The sequence below is a fragment of the Mycetocola sp. JXN-3 genome (assembly GCF_014522285.1).
GTDB lineage: Bacteria > Actinomycetota > Actinomycetes > Actinomycetales > Microbacteriaceae > Mycetocola > Mycetocola saprophilus.
This window is the reverse complement of sequence record NZ_CP041635.1, coordinates 1,212,879-1,230,475: the sequence shown is the minus strand read 5'-3', so window position 1 is coordinate 1,230,475 and position 17,597 is coordinate 1,212,879. Positions and strand designations below refer to the sequence as shown.

Sequence of the window (17,597 nt, the reverse complement as noted above, 5' to 3'; positions counted from 1 at the left end):
AGACAAGATCTTCCCTCACCTCGCCACCCGCATTACTCAGGCGAATCCCGAACCCCTAACAAAAGGAACAGCAATGACCAAGCGCGCATTTATCACCGGCATCACCGGCCAGGACGGCTCCTACCTCGCCGAGCTCCTGCTCTCCAAGGGCTATGAGGTCCACGGCCTGATTCGCCGAGCATCCACCTTCAACACCTCGCGCATCGATCACCTCTACACCGACCCGCACAACGAGGACGCCAAGCTCTTCCTGCACTACGGCGACCTGCGCGACGGAGGCCGACTGGTTACGCTGCTCTCGCAGATCAAGCCCCACGAGGTCTACAACCTGGCCGCCCAGTCCCACGTGCGCGTCTCCTTCGATGAGCCCGAGCACACCGCGGATGCCACCGGCACCGGAACCGTTCGCCTGCTGGAGGCCGTACGTATGTCCGGCATCGAGACCCGCTTCTACCAGGCTTCCTCCTCGGAACTGTATGGCGCGACCCCGCCGCCGCAGAGCGAGTCCACCCCGTTCCACCCCCGCTCCCCCTACGGTGTGGCCAAGATGTACTCCTACTGGATCACCAAGAACTACCGCGAGGCCTACGGCATGTTCGCCGTGAACGGCGTGCTGTTCAACCACGAGTCGCCCCGTCGTGGCGAGACCTTCGTGACCCGCAAGATCACCCGTGCCGTGGCCGCGATCAAGGCCGGCACCCAGGAGCACCTCTATATGGGTAACCTCGACGCGGTGCGTGACTGGGGCTACGCCGCCGAGTATGTCGAGGGTATGTGGCGGATGCTGCAGGTGGACGAGCCCGAGGACTTCGTGCTGGCCACCGGTGTGGACTACACCGTCAAGGACTTCCTGGAGATCTCCTTCAGCCACGCGGGACTCAACTGGGAGGACCACGTCAAGTTCGACGAGCGCTACCTGCGCCCCTCCGAGGTGGACGCCCTGGTCGGCGACGCCTCCAAGGCCCGCGAAAAGCTGGGCTGGGAAGCAACCGTGCGCCCGGATGACCTGGCCCGCCTGATGGTGGACGCCGATATCGAGGCGCTGAACCACCCGGGTAAGAACTGGATCGACACCGTCAACCTCGCAAGCTGGAAGAAGTAATCTCCGATGACCTCCCTGACCCTGACCCCCGAAACCCGCATCTTCGTGGCCGGCCATCGAGGCCTGGTGGGCTCCGCCATCTGGCGACACCTGGAATCCCTCGGGCACACCCACCTGATTGGACGATCCTCGAGCGAGCTGGACCTGCGCGATCGCGGCGCCGTCTTCGAATTCCTCTCGGTGGAGCGCCCCGACGTGGTGATCCTCGCCGCCGCCAAGGTGGGCGGGATCCACGCCAACAACACCTATCCGGCCGATTTCCTCTCCGAAAACCTGCAGATTCAGGTCAACGTGATGGACGCCGCCGCCGAGGTGGGCATCGACCGACTCCTCTTCCTGGGCTCGTCCTGCATCTACCCGAAGTTCGCGCCGCAGCCGATCCGCGAGGATTCGCTGCTGACCGGACACCTCGAGGAGACCAACGACGCCTATGCGATCGCCAAGATCGCCGGCATCATCCAGGTCCAGGCCGTGCGCCGCCAGTACGGGCTGAAGTGGATCTCGGCCATGCCCACCAACCTCTACGGCCCCGGGGACAACTTCTCCCCGACCGGTTCGCACGTGGTCCCGGCGATGATCCAGCGCTACGCCGAGGCCGCCGAATCCGACGCCCCCTCGGTCACCAACTGGGGTACCGGAACCCCGCGCCGCGAGCTGCTGCACGTGGACGATATGGCCGCCGCCTGCGTGCACCTGCTAAACACCTACGATGCCCCCGAACACGTCAACGTGGGCGTGGGCGAGGACGTCTCGATTGCCGAGCTGGCCGCCGCGATTGCCGCCGCGACCGGCTATGCGGGCGACACCGAGTGGGACACCACCAAGCCCGACGGCACCCCGCAGAAGCTGCTCGACATCTCCCGGATCACCGCAACCGGATGGACCCCGCGGGTCTCCCTCACCGAGGGCATCACCCGCACCGTGGCCTGGTATCGCGCGCACCGCGGCGACCTGCGAGGTTAGCCCATGATGGGAAAGATTCGCTCACTCGCCGCACCGATTGGTGCCCAGGGGCTCTACAGTATCGCCGGGATGGTGGTCACTCTCGTGGGCACCCTGGCGATGGCCCCCGACGCCTGGGGGCGGGTCGCGATCATCCTGTCGGCATTTTTCATCGTGGTCGCATTTGTGCGCGGGGCCGGGTCCATCCCGATCCTGGTATTCCTCTCCGGGGATGTATCGGGGGCGCACTGGGCCCGCCGTCCGGCACTGATTCTGACCACCCTTGTCTCCCTGGTGGCCGGGATCATCCCGGCCCTGGTTGGGTTTTCGGTGGGACTCCCCCTGGCGGGAATCCTGATCGGGCTCGCCACGGTGACCTATTCCCTCTACGACCTGGCCCGCACGATCGACCTCGCCACCGGCGACTATGCCCGGGTGGTGCGCAGCGATGCGGTGATGTTTGGGCTGCTGATTCTGGGCCTACTGGGATGCCTCACCGATCTGCCCGCCGAGGTAGTGGTCCCCGGCGCGATGGTGCTCGCATACGGTGTGGGCACCGTGGTGTCGCTGCTCGGCCAACCCCGCTCCTCCTCACTGCGGATCCGCGGTTACTGGCGGCACTACGGCAAGGACATCCCGTTCCTGGCCCTCGATGCGCTGCTCATGGCGACCACCGTCAACGGGTTTGTGTTCCTCGCCGGGATCATGGGATCCCCCGAGCTCGCCGGAGCCTTCCGCACCGCTATCTCGCTGTTTGTGGGTCCGCTTCAGCTGCTGCAGACCGCCAGCTCGCCGTTTTTGGTGCGGGTGCTGCGCGGATCCGCGCGGGCGTTTGAGGCCGCCCCGACCCTCGATACCCGGCTGCGCACGCTGCGCCAGCCCACCCTGCTGATCGGCGCGTTTATCCTGGTCGGCGCGCTCTACGGCGTGCTGGCCCTGAGCCTGGGCGGCTGGATATCCCGCGCCCTGCATCAGGACGTCTGGACCGCCGCCTCCGAACTGGCCCTGGCCTGCGCGCTGCTGATCGGCGCACTCGGCGCGTCCTCGGTGCTCTCGACCTTCCTGCGATACCGGCACTCCAGCCACCTACTGTTTGGGGTGCGGATCATCACCCTGGCCGCCTCGCTGGCCACCTTTGCCTGGCTGTTTGGTGCGGCCCAGGCGTCGCTGTCACTGGCAATCGCCGCCGCGGCAGCACCCTGGATCCTGGTTCCCGGACTGTTTGCGCTGGCGTTCTGGCGCCCGGTTTCCCCTCGGCTAGGCACCGCGCTGGCTTAGCCGGCCCTCCTTCACTCCTCCCACTTCGTCCCGAAAGGCCTCCATGTCCAAGCTCTGGCTCCTCCTGTTCCGTTTTGGCCCGCTGGTCCGCCGGCTCGGCCAGTCCCCGTATCGCCGCTTCACCGTGGCCACCCTGCGCCGCGCGGGCATCGTCGTCGGCACCCCGCAATGGGTCAGCCCGCGCGCCTACTTCGACATCGGCCGCCCGAACGCCATCACCATCGGCGATGGCGCGGTCATCAGCCACGACGTCAAGCTCCTGACCCACGATTTCAGCCTCGACCGGGTCGCCGTCCACCTGGGCGCGCTGCGGACGGGCGAGGAGTTTGTGCGTTACGCCCCGGTGACGATCGGCGAGAATGCCTTCATCGGCATGAACGCGATCATCCTGCCCGGGATCACCGTGGGCGCGGGCAGCATCGTCGGCGCGGGCGCCGTAGTCACCCGTGATGTGGCCGAGAACACCGTGGTCGCCGGCAATCCGGCCCGGGAAATCTGTGGCACCGCCGAGTACCTGGCCAAGAGCCGCGGCAAGTTCATCGTCAAGAATCATCAGCGCTAGTTCTTACGTCATTGTCTTAAATATTAGATCTCGTTGCGTTTCGCCGGCATTTTTGGAAGGCTCTAGATTGCTTGAAATATCAGGCGACTAGATGGCAAGTTTGTATCCCCGTGACGGGCCCGCATTCTTGCCAATGCGGAAGGCACACCAACCATGCGAAAAACCCTCGCGACCGCGGCGCTCTGCGCGGCGGCCCTCACCCCCCTGCTGGCACAACCGGCATTCGCCACCCCCCTCACCCCCGCGCCGGCGCCCTCGGCAACGGCAACGGCCGCCACGGAGTCAGAGACTCCGGACCCCACCACAACCTCCGGGGTTGGGACCCTCGCCCTCGTGACCCCGGAATCCCCGAGCTTCATTCAGGGTGCACCGGGCAACACCCAGATTCGCTTCACCTCCCCCACCACCGGAAAACTGCGCATCACCGCACCGACCGGAACCCTGATCAGCCTGGTTCAGTTCCCCGGCTGCACCCTCTCCGCCGACCGCACCACCGCCGAGTGTGGCGATGACGCCACGGTCTGGAACGCGCCGCTCGCGCTCACCCTCGCCTCGGACGGAATCACCGCCCCGGGAACCAGCACCGACGGACGGATCGAGGTGCGCGTGGGCGAGACCGTGGTGAGCTCGGTTTCCCTGGGTGCCACGGTTCGCCCCAACCTCACCGCGAGCAGTCCGACGATTAAGCCCGGCGAGACCGGATCGATCACCCTGACCTTCGCGCTGCCCACCTCGGGTCAGCTCACCCTCGCCGCCCCACTCAATACCAGCATCACCGCCGTCTCGGACCCGCGCTGCGAGATCCTGCCCCAGCAGACCGCGATCACCTGCCCCGCCCCGGCGCGCTGGAGCGCCCCGGTCACCGTATCGATCAGGGTGAACGCCGAGGTTCCCACCGGCACGGTGCTGGATCGCGGATCCGCACGCGTATCCAACACACTGGGCGCGGCCATCACCAGCGCCGGGTTCCAGGTGATCGCCGGCGACACCCTGGAAGACCTCACCATCACCAAGAACCGCAACGCGCTGAGCGGTACCGGACTGCCCGGCGCAACGGTGCGCGTCCACGATGCCAACAACGCCCTCGTGGCCAGCTCGGCGGTGGCCGCCGACGGCACCTGGGCACTGAACGTCCCCTACCCCGGCCGCGGAAACCACAGCTTTGAGGTCACCCAGACGCTGGGCACCGACAGCTCGACTCCGGCCACCGTCACCATCGACTTCGGCGAGGGCCTGGCGATCACCTCCCCCACCCCCGGCGGCACCCTAAACGGAACCCCGGCCACCTTCACCGGCACCGGTACCGTGGGCGCTACCGTCACCGTGGCGGGCACGAGCCGCACCGTGTGCACCACCGTGGTCACCGCCGACGGCATCTGGAGCTGTGACGCGAGCTTTGATCTCCCGCTGGGGTACTTCACCCTGACCGCGCGGCAGACCGGAACCGTGACCTCGTCTGCGACCGTGAACTTTGTGCGTCAGTCGGCATCCAACGCGGCGAACGTGGCGATCACCAGCCCTGCCAATAACGGCACCGTCAACACGCTGCGCCCGATCTTCCGCGGCACCGGCGAACCCGGCGCGGCCATTCGCGTCTTTGGCACCAGCCGCAACGTCGGCACGGCCACGGTCAAGGCCGACGGCACCTGGGAGGTCCCCGCGGGCTTTGATCTGCGTGGCAAGTTTGTCCTGAATATCGAGCAGACCCCCACCAATGGCGCCGCCCGCTCCTACGCGGCGGTAACCTTCACCACGGTCGCCGCCCGCTAACCCCCGGCGGCGTGTTTCGGGCCGCCAAAAAATATATTAGATGGGCTCCATTAAACGGTTAATGTCCCGCTAAACCCTGCGCTATCTTGAAATATTAGATAACTACATGGGGAGTATTTTATGATTCGGTCCATCCGCAACAGCGCCAACCAGCACGGAGCGATCGCACAGCGCCTCCTGGGAGACACGGTATTTGATCGCCTCCTCGCCGACATTATCGCCGGGAGATTCACGCCGCACGAACGACTCAAGGTCGACGCCATCGCCTACGAGCTGTCGGTTTCGCGCACCCCCGTGCGCGAGGCCATCACCCGCCTGGCCTGGAGCGGCTTTGTGGATGTCGCCCGAAACAGTCACACCCAGATCGCCGAGTGGAACGCCACCGATATGCGCGACCGGCTCGCCATGAGCGGCGAGCTGGTCGGCATCGGACTCGGCGATCCCCGACTGGATCTGAGCGGACTGCGCCTGGGCTCGATGCCCCCCGAACACATCCGACACACGCCCGACACCCGCGTGTACCTCGACCTGGTCGAGGACATCGCCGCCGCCCCCTGGAGCTGCGCGGTCACCCGGGTTCTCGACGAACTTCACCGCCCCCTCCGGCTCTACATCTGCTCCCCCCTCCTTCCCGCGCACGGAGTCAATCTCGGCGCGCAGGATCCGGAACGCAGCGAGCCGCTCGTCTCACTGGCACGGTCCCTCACCGAGGGAGACCGCCGGGGCGCGAACGAGCACCTGTCGCTCTACCTGGAGCGGCTCATCCCACTTTTCTGACCCGTAATACCCAAACCAATCACCCCGCTCGAAAGGCACACATCATGTCCGTGCGTAAAACCATGACCGCCGCGGCGCTCTGCACCGTGGCCCTGGGCTCGCTCATCGCGCAGCCCGCCTTCGCCGAAACCCTGGTCGACCCGTCCCCGCAGGCGACCACCAGCGCTCAAACCAACGCGAGCGTCCTGAAACCGATTGCCTCCCCCACCTTCTCGCAGGCCTACCAGGGCAGCGCGACGATCGGATTCTCCTCGGCCATTTCCGGCCAGATGAAGGTGGTGGCCCCACCGGGACCCGCATCGTCTCGGTCAGTGGCGGCGGCTGCTCGATCTCGGGCGATGGGCACATCGCGCTGTGCGGCACCAACGAGACCTCCTGGAGCGGAAACCGCACCGTCACCTTCGAATCCGATGGCGCGGTACTGCCCGGCAGCCACACCGATGGCCTGGTACAGATCATCCACAACGGCGCCATCGTGGACTCGACCTCGCTGGGAGCCAACACCCTGGCCACCCTGGTCCTCACCAACCCGATCGCCGATGCGGGTGCCAAGGCCACCGCATCCCTCACCTTCAATAAGGACATCTGGGGCTGGATCGACGTGGTCGCCCCCGCGGGCACCACCTTCTCACGCACCGGAAACTCCGGGAACTGCACGATCGCGGCCGATGGGCTCACCGCGACCTGCACCGGCAACAACAACGGCGGACCCTGGAGGGGCACCCAGAAGTTTGTGCTGGACACCCCCGCGAACGCCGCTCCCGGAACCGTCTATTCGGGTGGACGCGTGACCATGCATGCCGGCCCCGGCGACCCCAAGACCGCCGCGGCCGCATTCTCCATCACCGTCAGCAACGTGGTGGCCAAGCCCACGGTCAACGTCAACCGGAACGTGCTCTCGGGCACCGGCGTGGTCGGCGGCACCGTCAACGTGCGCAACGACAAAAACGAGATCGTCGCCAGCGCCGCGGTGAAGCCCGACGGCACCTGGGAGGCCGTGGTTCCGTTCCAGGGCAACGGATCCAAGACCCTGAACGTCTCACAGACCTATGGAACCGGCACCTCGGACACCGTGCTGGCCACGATCGACTTTGGCAAGGGCGTGCAGGTCACGACCCCGGCGAACGGGTCGACCGTGACCACCCAGAAAACCACCTTCTCGGGCACCGGTACCGTGGGTGCCACCGTGGAGGTCAACGGCTCCAACAAGAACGTGTGCACCACCACGGTCAAGACCGACGGCACCTGGACCTGTGACGCCCCCACCACCCTGCCCAACGGAACGTTCGAGTTCGCGGTCAAGCAGATCTCCGGGTCGATCGAATCCAGCACCACCGTCTCGTTTGCGCGGTCCTACAGCGCGACCGCGACGCCGGTGAAGTTCACGGCTCCGGCACCGGGATCCACCGTGTACACCGCCCGTCCCACCTTCACCGGAACCGGCCAGCCCGGTGCGGCGATTCGGGTCTACGGCACCTCCAAGACCGTCGCCACCGCGACGGTCAAGGCCGACGGCACCTGGTCGGCACCCGCCACCATGAACCTCAACGGTGACTACACCCTGAGCGTCGAGCAGACCCCAACCAACGGTGCCGCCGCAACCCGCGACGCCGTCTCCTTCAAGGTGCGCACCGGTGCCCCGGCAAACGTCGTGGTCACCAAGCCCGCCCAGAACTCCACCATCACCACCAAGAAGGTGACCTACACCGGAACCGGCGAGCCGGGTTCGAAGATCGTGATCAACGGCACCAGCAAGGTCATCGCCTCGGCCACCGTCCGAGACAACGGCACCTGGGAGGCGATCGGTGACTTCGATCTGCCCAACGGCACCTTCATCTTCACCGCGACCCAGACCGACCCCAACGGTGACACCAAGCACACCAGCCTGACCTTCTCGGTTAAGGCCGGCTAACACGGGGCCCAATCTCCGGGCATCCACCCAAAACGGGTGCGTCGAGCACGAGCTCGGCGCACCCGTTTCACATTTTCGGGCACAATTCACCAAGAGTTTTCAACAGAAATATTAGATGGTGTTGCGCTCAGTTTAAATTTATGTAAGACTTTCCATGTTCTGAAATATTAGATCACTAGATGTGGAGAAGTCGATGATTCAATCAATCCGTAGTGCCTCTCGTCACCGCGGTGCGATCGCGCAGCGGCTGCTTGGCGATACTGTGTTCGAACGCCTGCTGGCGGACATTATTTCCGGCCGGTTTACCCCGCATGAGCGGCTCCGGGTCGACGACCTCGCCTATGAGCTCGCCGTGTCCCGCACCCCCGTCCGCGAGGCCATCACCCGCCTCGCCTGGACCGGCTTTGTGGAGGTGGCTCGCAACAGTCACACCCAGATCGCCGACTGGGACGCCACCGATATGCAGGATCGCCTGGTCATGACCGGCCGCCTGGTCACCCTGGCCCTCACCGATCCGCGCTTCGACCTCTCCGAACTGCGCCTCTCCGACCCGGAAGCCGACGCCCCCGCGCTCACGGCTCGACCGGATGCGGACATCCAGCTGTTCCTGGAACTGGCAGAGGACATCACCCTCTCGCCGTGGAGCCGCTCGGTCAATCGCGTGCTGCTGGAACTCCTCCACCCGCTCGCGCTGTACTTCACCTCCCCGGTCATGGCCGCGCACGGCGTGGACCTGGCTCGGGACATGCGCCCGCGCACGGCCTGCCTCGGCGGCCTGGCGGACGCGGTCCGCGCCGGCGATCGAGAGTCGGCCACGCGCCAGGTTCTCGACTATGTCGCCCAACTCGCCCCGCTCCTGCAGCAGGCCACCGCCCCCTCCGAATCGCGTTACGCGTAACCACCACCCCTGTCTCAGCACCCCACAGTCCCGAAGAAAGGACCCCATGTCCGCGACTATCCCGACATCCTCCCCGATTCGCACCACCCCCGACACCCACCCGGCCCGCGGCCACTCGCGTCTGGTGTCCACCCACCTGGACATCACCGCGACCCATGACGAGGCCGACCTCGCCGCGGTCAAGGCGGCCCCCGCCCTGGCCCCCCAGGCGGTCACCGCCGCCTCGGCGGCCGAGCGCATCATCGAGTCCACCGGCATCTCGGTCGACACCCACTCGCTCAAGCGCGGAGCCTGGGCCAAGCGGACCCTCGACCTCTTCGGATCGATCTGCGGCCTGATCGCACTCGCCCCGGTTCTGGCAATCATCGCGCTGATCGTCAAGCTCGACAGCCGCGGCCCGGTGTTCTTCCGGCAGACCCGCGTGGGTCTGAACGGCACCGAGTTCTCGATCGTCAAGTTCCGCACCATGAGCGTGGGCGCCGAGAAGCAGGTGGACGCGCTGATGGCACTCAACGAGGGTGCCGGTCCGCTGTTCAAGATCAAGGAGGACCCGCGCATCACCCGCGTCGGCGGCGTTTTGCGCAAACTCTCCCTCGATGAGCTGCCCCAGCTGTTCAACGTGTTGGGCGGATCGATGAGCTTGGTGGGCCCGCGCCCCGGGCTCCCCCGCGAGGTTGAGCAGTACGAACCCCACGCGCACGGCCGCCTGCTGGTCTCCCCCGGAATCACCGGACTGTGGCAGGTCAGCGGACGCTCGGACCTTGAGTGGTCCGAGGGACTGCGCCTGGATCTGCACTACGTCGAGAACCGCTCCCTCGCGCTCGACATCAAGGTTTTGGCCCGCACCGTACCGATGGTGCTGGGTTCCCGCGGGGCGTACTAGCCCCATTCTCCCCCGGCTCACCAGGAGCCACCGTTACAACCCGAAGGAAAAACTCACCCATGTCCATGCGTAAAACCATGACCGCCGCCGCACTCTGCACCGTGGCCCTCGGCTCCCTGATCGCGCAGCCCGCGTTCGCCGAAACCCTTCTCGACCCCTCGCCCAAGGCAACCACCAACAACCAGACCGCAGCCGCCGATATCACCATTACCTCGCTGAGCGGAACCCGCGGTTTTGCGGCAAACGCAACCATTAAGTTCCCCAACGGGCAGGTATTTGGTCAGATCAAGATCACCGCCCCCGAAGGAACCAAGATTACCGATGCCGGTTATGCCGACTCGGTTATCTCCGAGGATGGTAAGACCGCGCTGCTCGGCAAGAACACCGACCACTGGTCGGGTGATCGCCCGATCAAGCTCACCGCAGATAAGGAGTCGGAGGCCGGCACCGTCAGAACCGGCGGCAAGGTCGAGATGGTAAAGGACGGTGACATCACCAAGGGTATTGATTTCACCATGAACGTCACCAGCAGCATCGGCACCGTAACCACCCCCTCCTTCAGCCAGGCATACACGGGCGTCTCCACCATTAATTTCGCGAGTGCAACACTGGGGCAACTCAAGATCACGGCACCTACCGGAACCAAGATCAAGTCCGTCGACTACGCAACCTGTGTGATCTCTCCCGATAAACTGACCGCGCTCTGCGGTACCAGCACCGACAGCTGGGGCAACCCACGTAAGGTGACCTTCGATTCCGACGGCGCCTACGTTCCCGGCGCTCACACCGACGGCAAGGTAGAGGTAATCTACGGAGGACAGGTGGTGGACTCCCACTCGCTCGCCGCCACCACGACCACCACGATCAAGGCCACCGATCAGGTTGTCGACTCTGGCGCTCAGGCTACCCTGCCCCTGACCTTCTCCCCGCAGATCTGGGGCGGCATCACGATGAAGGCTCCGGAGGGCACCACCTGGGCCGCAACCGGCCAGCCCTCGGGTAGCGTCGTCTCCGCCGATGGCAAGACCCTGACCCGCGTCCCCACCGGCTCCTGGTCGGGCACCCTTAACTTCAAGATCAACACCCCGGCCAACGCCGTACCCGGAACCGTTTACAACGGTGGATCCGCCACCATGAATGCCGGCAATGTGGACACCGCTCGTGCGGAGTTCAAGGTCACCGTCAGCAACAAGGTCACCAAGCCCGTCGTGAACGTTGACCGCAACGTTCTCTCGGGTACCGGTATCCCCGGTGCCACCATCAACGTCCGCAACGACGCCAACGAGATCGTTGGAACCGCCACGGTCGACGCGATCGGACACTGGTCCATCGTGGTCCCATTCCAGGGCACCGGCAACAAGACCGTAAACGTTTCACAGGTTTACGGCACCGGAACCTCCGACACCGTCCTGGCCACCATCAACTTCGGTAACGGTGTTCAGATCACCACCCCCGCCAACGGATCGACCGTCACCACCGAGAAGGTCACCTTCACCGGAACCGGCACCGTCGGCGCCACCATCCAGGTCAACGGATCCACTAAGAACATCTGCACCACCGAGGTCAAGAACGACGGCACCTGGTCCTGCGAGTCCTCGATCCCGCTGCCCAACGGCCCGCTGGTCTTCGGCATCAAGCAGATCTCCGGCACCATCGAGTCCTCCACCACCGTGTCCTTCACCAAGAAGTACTCCAACACCGCCACACCGGTGAAGGTCACCGAACCCGCCAACGGGACCATCGTCTACAACGCTCGCCCGGTCTTCAAGGGCACCGGCGAGCCCGGCGCGGCAATCCGCGTGTTTGGTACCTCGAAGACCGTCGCCTCGGCCACGGTCAAGGAGGACGGCACCTGGGAAGCCCCGGCAACCATGGACCTCGGCGGAGACTACAAGCTGAGCGTCGAGCAGACTCCGACCAATGGCGCGGCCACCAGCCGCGAAACCGTCGAGTTCAAGGTCCGCGCCGGCGAAGCCTCCGACGTGGTTGTCACCACCCCGGCCCAGGACTCCACCGTCACCACCAAGACCGTGACCTACACCGGCAAGGGCGAGCCCGGAGCCAAAATCACCATCAACGGCACCAGCAAGCAGATCGCCTCGACCACCGTCAAGCAGGATGGCACATGGGAAGCCATCGGCACCTTCGAACTCCAGAACGGTAAGTACATCTTCAAGGTCACCCAGACCCTCGCCAACGGCGACATGAAGCACACCGACCTGACCTTCAACGTCAAGGCCAGCTATTAACCCATCCCACAGATGTCGGGGGTGGGACGACCTCCCGCCCCCGACGTTCGGGGCCCCACTTGGGCAACCCGACCTTTCACCTCAAACACCATTGCTCGAAAGGCATCACCTCATGACCATGCGTAAAACCATGACCGCCGCGGCACTCTGCACCGTGGCCCTGGGCTCGCTCATCGCACAGCCCGCATTCGCCAGCACCCTCATCGACCCCTCGCCCAAGGTTTCGGCCTCGGGTAATCAGGTCAACGCCGCCGATCTCGCGATGAGCGCGATGAATACGGAGCGTGGATACACCGTCGAGACAACCCTAACTTTTCCGGGTGGTACGGCCTATGGACAGCTGAAGATCACAGCCCCACAGGGAACTAAAATCACCGCTACGGACTGGACCGAATACATCGCACCTGATGGTTCCTACGCCCTGATGGGGAAAAATTCCGACTACTGGAACGCATCTCGGAAGATCACGTTCAAGGTTCTCGAGTCATCAGTCGCCGGATCCGCCCTGACCGGCGGCAAGGTCGAGGTCGTCAAGGATGGCGTTACGAATAAGAGTCTCGATTTCAGCGGGACGGTAAAGAGTGCATTTTCAACCGTCAGCACCCCCTCGTTTGCACAGGCAACCACTGGTGTTTCGACCGTCAAGTTCGGCCGATCTGCCTACGGACAGCTGAAGTTCACCGCCCCTACCGGAACTCGAATTACCGCGACAAACTACGCCGGTTGCACGATTTCACCGGATGGTCTCACCGCCCTCTGTGGAGTAAACACCGATACCTGGGGAGCGGATCGTACCGTCACCCTCGAATCTGATGGAACTCATACCGGCACATTCACCGATGGTAAGGTCGAAGCCATTTACGATGGCTTGGTGCGCGACACTCACTCGCTGGGAGCCACAATTACACCGAACCTGACGGCAACCGATGCAGTAATCAATGCGGGGGAAGAGGGCACCGCAACCGTCAAAATTGGGACCAGCATCAATGGTCGCCTGGAGTTTATTGCCCCGACTGGCACGAAATTCAAGTCGATTAACTCCCCCTACTGCGTAATTTCCGCAGACGGTTCAACCGCGGATTGTGGAGTTCAGCCAAACTGGGGAGCAGACAAGGTCCTAACCTTCAAGATCGACGCCAATGTCGCTCCGGGCACGGTGTACACCGGAGGGTCCGCGAAGGCGACCAACGCCGCAGGCAAGCTTATCTCGACGACCGCCTTCAAGATCACCGTGGGAAACAAGGTGGCAAAGCCCACCGTCACCGTGAGCCACAACGTTCTCTCTGGCACCGGCATCCCCGGAGCCACCATCAACGTCCGCAACGACGCCAACGAAATCGTCGGCACTCAGGTCGTTCCCGCCAGCGGTAACTGGTCCATCGTGGTTCCCTTCCAGGGCACCGGCAACAAGACCGTAAACGTTTCACAGGTTTACGGCACCGGAACCTCCGACACCGTCCTCGCCACCATCAACTTCGGTAACGGCGTTCAGATCACCACCCCCGCCAACGGATCGACCGTCACCACCGAGAAGGTCACCTTCACCGGAACCGGCACCGTCGGCGCCACCATCCAGGTCAACGGATCCACCAAGAACATCTGCACCACCGAGGTCAAGAACGACGGCACCTGGTCCTGTGAATCCGCAATCCCCCTGCCCAACGGCCCGCTGGTCTTCGGCATCAAGCAGATCTCCGGCACCATCGAGTCCTCCACCACCGTGTCCTTCACCAAGAAGTACAGCGCTTCGGCCGCCGCGGTGAAGTTCACCGAGCCGGCGGCGGGATCCACCGTCTACAACGTGCGTCCGGTCTTCAAGGGCACCGGTCAGCCCGGCGCAGCAATTCGAGTGTTCGGCACTTCCAAGACCGTCGCCTCGGCCACGGTCAAGGAGGACGGCACCTGGGAAGCACCGGCAACCATGGACCTCGGCGGCGACTACACCCTGAATGTCGAGCAGACTCCGGCCAATGGCGCGGCCACCAGCCGCGACACCGTGTCCTTCAAGGTACGTGCCGGCGAAGCCTCCGACGTGGTTGTGACCACCCCGGCCCAGGACTCCACCGTCACCACCAAGATGGTGACCTACACCGGTAAGGGCGAGCCCGGCGCGAAGATCGTGATCAACGGCACCAGCAAGCAGATCGCCTCGGCCACGGTGAAGGGCGACGGCACATGGGAAGCACCGGGAACGTTTGAACTGCAGAACGGTAAGTACACCTTCAAGGTCACCCAGACCCTCGCCAACGGCGACATGAAGCACACCGACCTGACCTTCTACATCAAGGCCAGCTAGCACCACCCGCGCAGTACGCCTGCGCACCCCGGCGGGGCACGCACCACCGACAGGATCTGTCGGCGGTGCGTGCCCCGCCTTTGTCGCGTCGATCAAAAAACCCAGAGTAAAATATTAGATGGTGTTGCGCTTAGCTTGAATATGTGACAGACTCATTTATGTTCTGAAATATCAGATTGTCAGAGCAATCATCATCACCGTCTGAACCCGAAATAAGGAACCCCATGAAGACCGCAACCCGCACCATCGTGACCACCCTGGCCGGACTCGGCCTGATTGCCGGCCTCGCCGCCTGCACCGCCGAAGCCCCGAAGAACGACGCCAAGCCCTCGGCGAGCGCCTCCGAATCGCCCTCGGCCGACGGCAAGAAGGACGAGGCCAAGGATCCCTCGAACCCCGACGAGATCGACAAGGTCGAGGGTAAGTGCGAGAACGGCACCGCCAAGATCACCACCAGCAACGTGGACGTCACCGTCCCCGAGTGCGAGAACGTGATCATCGAGGCCAGCAACTCGATCATCCACCTGGGTGCCACCACCAACCTCACCATCAACGGCGCCATCAACGACGTCCAGGGCAGCACCGTTCAGGCCGCGACCATCACCGGTAGCGCCAACACCCTGACCACCGATAACACCCCCAAGATCGACGACAAGGGCGAGCAGAACGAAGCCAAGACCCGCTAGTCCCCTGGATTCCCTCGGATGCACCCGGTCCGAGGGAATTACGCCCCGGCCATCGAAATATTAGATGGCACGCCACATTCCACCCCCTTCTCGCACCACACCCGACAGCAGATCACCAGGAGCCCAGCAATGAACTTCACCGACTATATAGCGGCGGTACGCCGCCACTGGATCGCCGTGGTGATCGCCATTGTGGTCGCCTGCGGAATCGCCGGCGGCGCCACCGCCGTGGCCACCCCGCAGTACCAGTCCAAAACCCAGCTGTTCGTCTCGGTGGGCGGCGGTGACTCGGTGGGCGACCTCGCCCAGGGCAACTCGTTCTCCGAGCGCCGAGTGTCCTCCTACGTCAGCCTGGCCACCAGCTCGCGGGTCCTCGAACCGGTGATCCACAAGCTGAACCTCGACATGACCCTCGACCAGCTCAAGGCCGCGATCAGCGCCGCCTCTCCCCCCACGACCGTGCTGATCAACATCACCGTGACCCACCCGGATCCCGAAACCGCCAAGCGTATCGCCGATGCGGTGGCCGAAAGCCTCGTCTCCGAGGTTGAGGTCGTGGAAGGGTCGGCCTCCACCTCGCTGATCAAGATGAGCGTGGCCGAGGAGGCCGTGGTTCCCACCGTGCAGTCCTCCCCCGACATCAAGAAGAACCTGCTGATGGCCATCGGTGTGGGTGGCGCGCTGGGCGTGCTCTACGCGGTACTGCGCTCCTTCCTGGATACCCGGATCCGGACCCGCGAGGGTGTCACCGGCATCACCGACGCCAGCATCCTCGGCGTGATTGCCGAGGAGCCGGGCCTCGACCAGGACCCGCTGGCGATCCTCACCGATCCCTACGGTGTGCGCGCCGAGAACTTCCGTCAGCTGCGTACCCAGCTGCAGTTCACCAACCTCGATCACACCTCACAGAGCGTGGTGGTCACCTCGAGTCTGCCCGGTGAGGGCAAGTCCTCAACCTCGATCAACCTGGCGCTGATGCTCGCCGAGGGCGGCGGCCGCGTGCTGCTGATCGACGCCGACCTGCGCCGTCCCCGCGTGGCCACCTACCTGGGCCTCGAAGGCACCGTGGGGTTGACCACCGTGCTGGCCGGACGGGTCGATGTGGCCGACGCGATCCAGTCGGTGGGCAACCGCAGCAAGCTCGACGTGCTCACCTCCGGGCAGATCCCGCCGAACCCCAGCGAGCTGCTCGGCTCCGCGACCATGAACACCCTGCTGCGCTCCCTCGAGGAGCACTACGACACCATCATCCTCGATGCTCCGCCCACCCTGCCGGTCACCGATCCGGCCGTGCTGTCCACCATCACCTCCGGTGTGCTCATGGTCACGACCCTCGACGGTCGCCTCCACAACGATGAGCTGCGAGCCGGCCTCGACAACCTCGACGGCGTGGGGGCGCGCATCCTCGGCATCGCGCTCAACCGCATGCCGCAGCGCGCCAGCGCCTACTCCACCTACGGCTATCAGGACACCGTGGAACCCTCGCGGCGCGAAATGCGCAAGTCGGCGCGGAACGCCAAGAAGGGTGCAAAAAAGGCCAAGGCACCGTCGGGTCCCGTCCGCAAGTCCGCCACCGCAGGCGCCCGACACAACGAGGTTATCGTATGAGCCCGCTGAGCATCCTGGTGGTCTGCACCGGAAACATCTGCCGCTCCCCCTATGCCGAGCGGGCGCTGCAGGCCCTGGCCGACCGAATCGCCCCCGGAACATTTAGCGTCACCAGCGCCGGCACCCGCGCGGTCGTGGGCCGCGGGATGGAGTCGGGTTCCGCACGGATCCTGACCGAGCACGGTATCCCCACGGACGGCCCGGTTGCCCGCCAGCTCACCGCCGACATGGTGACCGGGGCCGACCTGGTGCTGGGCCTCGCCCGCGAACACCGCGCCGAGGTGCTGGATCTGGTGCCCGGGGCGCTGCGTCGCACCTTCACCCTGCGCGAGTTTGCCCGGCTGCTGGCCAGCTGCATGGCCGCTCCTTCGTCGGCAGATGTCCAGGCCGCGGCGAGTGCCGACACCATCCCCGACCGCTGGCGCGCGCTCACTCCGCTCGCGCTGCGTCACCGCACCGACGCCAAGGCGGCCGATCCCGCCGACGATGACGTGCTGGACCCCTACGGACTGGACGACACCGCGTTTCGCATCATGGCCGCCCAGATCGACGCGGCCCTGGTCCCCCTGCTCGATACCCTCACCCGGCTTGGTGCCGCGGACCCCCACCCTTCGACCTCGAACTAGGAGCACCC

The 17,597-nt window shown here is 64.9% G+C and carries 15 protein-coding genes; 14 read left to right on the top strand and 1 reads right to left on the bottom strand.

Features of this window, described 5'->3' with window-relative positions; all coding sequences use genetic code 11:
• The first annotated feature begins 73 nt into the window (after positions 1-73).
• From gmd to C7C57_RS05600, 6 genes are all read left to right on the top strand, one after another.
• Positions 74-1,102 (top strand): GDP-mannose 4,6-dehydratase, encoded by a 1,029-nt coding sequence (gene gmd / locus C7C57_RS05625; protein WP_187977903.1) that lies wholly within the window; start codon positions 74-76, stop codon positions 1,100-1,102.
• Between the two features lie 6 nt (positions 1,103-1,108).
• Positions 1,109-2,065, top strand: a complete 957-nt coding sequence (locus C7C57_RS05620; protein WP_187977902.1) for a GDP-L-fucose synthase — start codon at positions 1,109-1,111, stop codon at positions 2,063-2,065.
• Positions 2,066-2,068: 3 nt separating this feature from the next.
• Positions 2,069-3,322, top strand: coding sequence for a hypothetical protein (locus C7C57_RS05615; RefSeq protein ID WP_187977901.1), 1,254 nt, complete (start codon positions 2,069-2,071; stop codon positions 3,320-3,322).
• A 43-nt stretch (positions 3,323-3,365) separates the two neighbouring features.
• Positions 3,366-3,884, top strand: coding sequence for a DapH/DapD/GlmU-related protein (locus C7C57_RS05610; protein ID WP_187977900.1), 519 nt, complete (start codon positions 3,366-3,368; stop codon positions 3,882-3,884).
• 153 nt (positions 3,885-4,037) lie between these two features.
• Entirely contained in the window at positions 4,038-5,654 is a 1,617-nt protein-coding gene (locus C7C57_RS05605; protein ID WP_187977899.1) for an Ig-like domain-containing protein, read from the top strand.
• A gap of 120 nt (positions 5,655-5,774) precedes the next feature.
• Positions 5,775-6,431: a GntR family transcriptional regulator gene (locus tag C7C57_RS05600; protein ID WP_187977898.1), complete on the top strand. Its 657-nt coding sequence runs from the start codon at positions 5,775-5,777 to the stop codon at positions 6,429-6,431.
• Between the two features lie 220 nt (positions 6,432-6,651).
• Here the strand turns inward: C7C57_RS05600 and C7C57_RS05595 are convergent, their stop codons facing one another.
• Positions 6,652-6,894, bottom strand: a complete 243-nt coding sequence (locus tag C7C57_RS05595; protein ID WP_187977897.1) for a hypothetical protein — start codon at positions 6,892-6,894, stop codon at positions 6,652-6,654.
• A 12-nt stretch (positions 6,895-6,906) separates the two neighbouring features.
• Between C7C57_RS05595 and C7C57_RS05590 the strand changes: the two genes are divergently transcribed.
• The 8 genes from C7C57_RS05590 to C7C57_RS05555 all read left to right on the top strand — a co-directional run bounded on the left by C7C57_RS05590 (position 6,907) and on the right by C7C57_RS05555 (position 17,589).
• A complete protein-coding gene (locus C7C57_RS05590; protein WP_187977896.1) occupies positions 6,907-8,343 on the top strand; it encodes an Ig-like domain-containing protein in 1,437 nt (478 codons plus the stop codon).
• Between the two features lie 193 nt (positions 8,344-8,536).
• Positions 8,537-9,241 carry a GntR family transcriptional regulator gene (locus C7C57_RS15820; protein WP_187977895.1) on the top strand — a complete coding sequence of 235 codons (705 nt, stop codon included), beginning with the start codon at positions 8,537-8,539 and terminating at the stop codon, positions 9,239-9,241.
• A gap of 46 nt (positions 9,242-9,287) precedes the next feature.
• On the top strand, positions 9,288-10,124 hold the full coding sequence (locus C7C57_RS05580; RefSeq protein WP_187977894.1) for an exopolysaccharide biosynthesis polyprenyl glycosylphosphotransferase: 837 nt from the start codon (positions 9,288-9,290) through the stop codon (positions 10,122-10,124).
• A gap of 59 nt (positions 10,125-10,183) precedes the next feature.
• On the top strand, positions 10,184-12,373 hold the full coding sequence (locus C7C57_RS05575) for an Ig-like domain-containing protein (protein WP_187977893.1): 2,190 nt from the start codon (positions 10,184-10,186) through the stop codon (positions 12,371-12,373).
• A gap of 112 nt (positions 12,374-12,485) precedes the next feature.
• On the top strand, positions 12,486-14,669 hold the full coding sequence (locus tag C7C57_RS05570; RefSeq protein WP_187977892.1) for an Ig-like domain-containing protein: 2,184 nt from the start codon (positions 12,486-12,488) through the stop codon (positions 14,667-14,669).
• Positions 14,670-14,893: 224 nt separating this feature from the next.
• Complete coding sequence (locus C7C57_RS05565; RefSeq protein WP_187977891.1) at positions 14,894-15,355, top strand: DUF3060 domain-containing protein; 462 nt, start codon at positions 14,894-14,896, stop codon at positions 15,353-15,355.
• A 129-nt stretch (positions 15,356-15,484) separates the two neighbouring features.
• The gene (locus C7C57_RS05560; protein WP_187977890.1) at positions 15,485-16,963 is read left to right on the top strand and encodes a polysaccharide biosynthesis tyrosine autokinase; all 1,479 of its coding nucleotides are present in this window, start codon (positions 15,485-15,487) and stop codon (positions 16,961-16,963) included.
• The gene (locus tag C7C57_RS05555) at positions 16,960-17,589 is read left to right on the top strand and encodes a low molecular weight phosphatase family protein (protein ID WP_187977889.1); all 630 of its coding nucleotides are present in this window, start codon (positions 16,960-16,962) and stop codon (positions 17,587-17,589) included. The genes C7C57_RS05560 and C7C57_RS05555 overlap by 4 nt, the downstream gene beginning before the upstream one ends.
• The last annotated feature ends 8 nt before the right edge of the window (positions 17,590-17,597 follow it).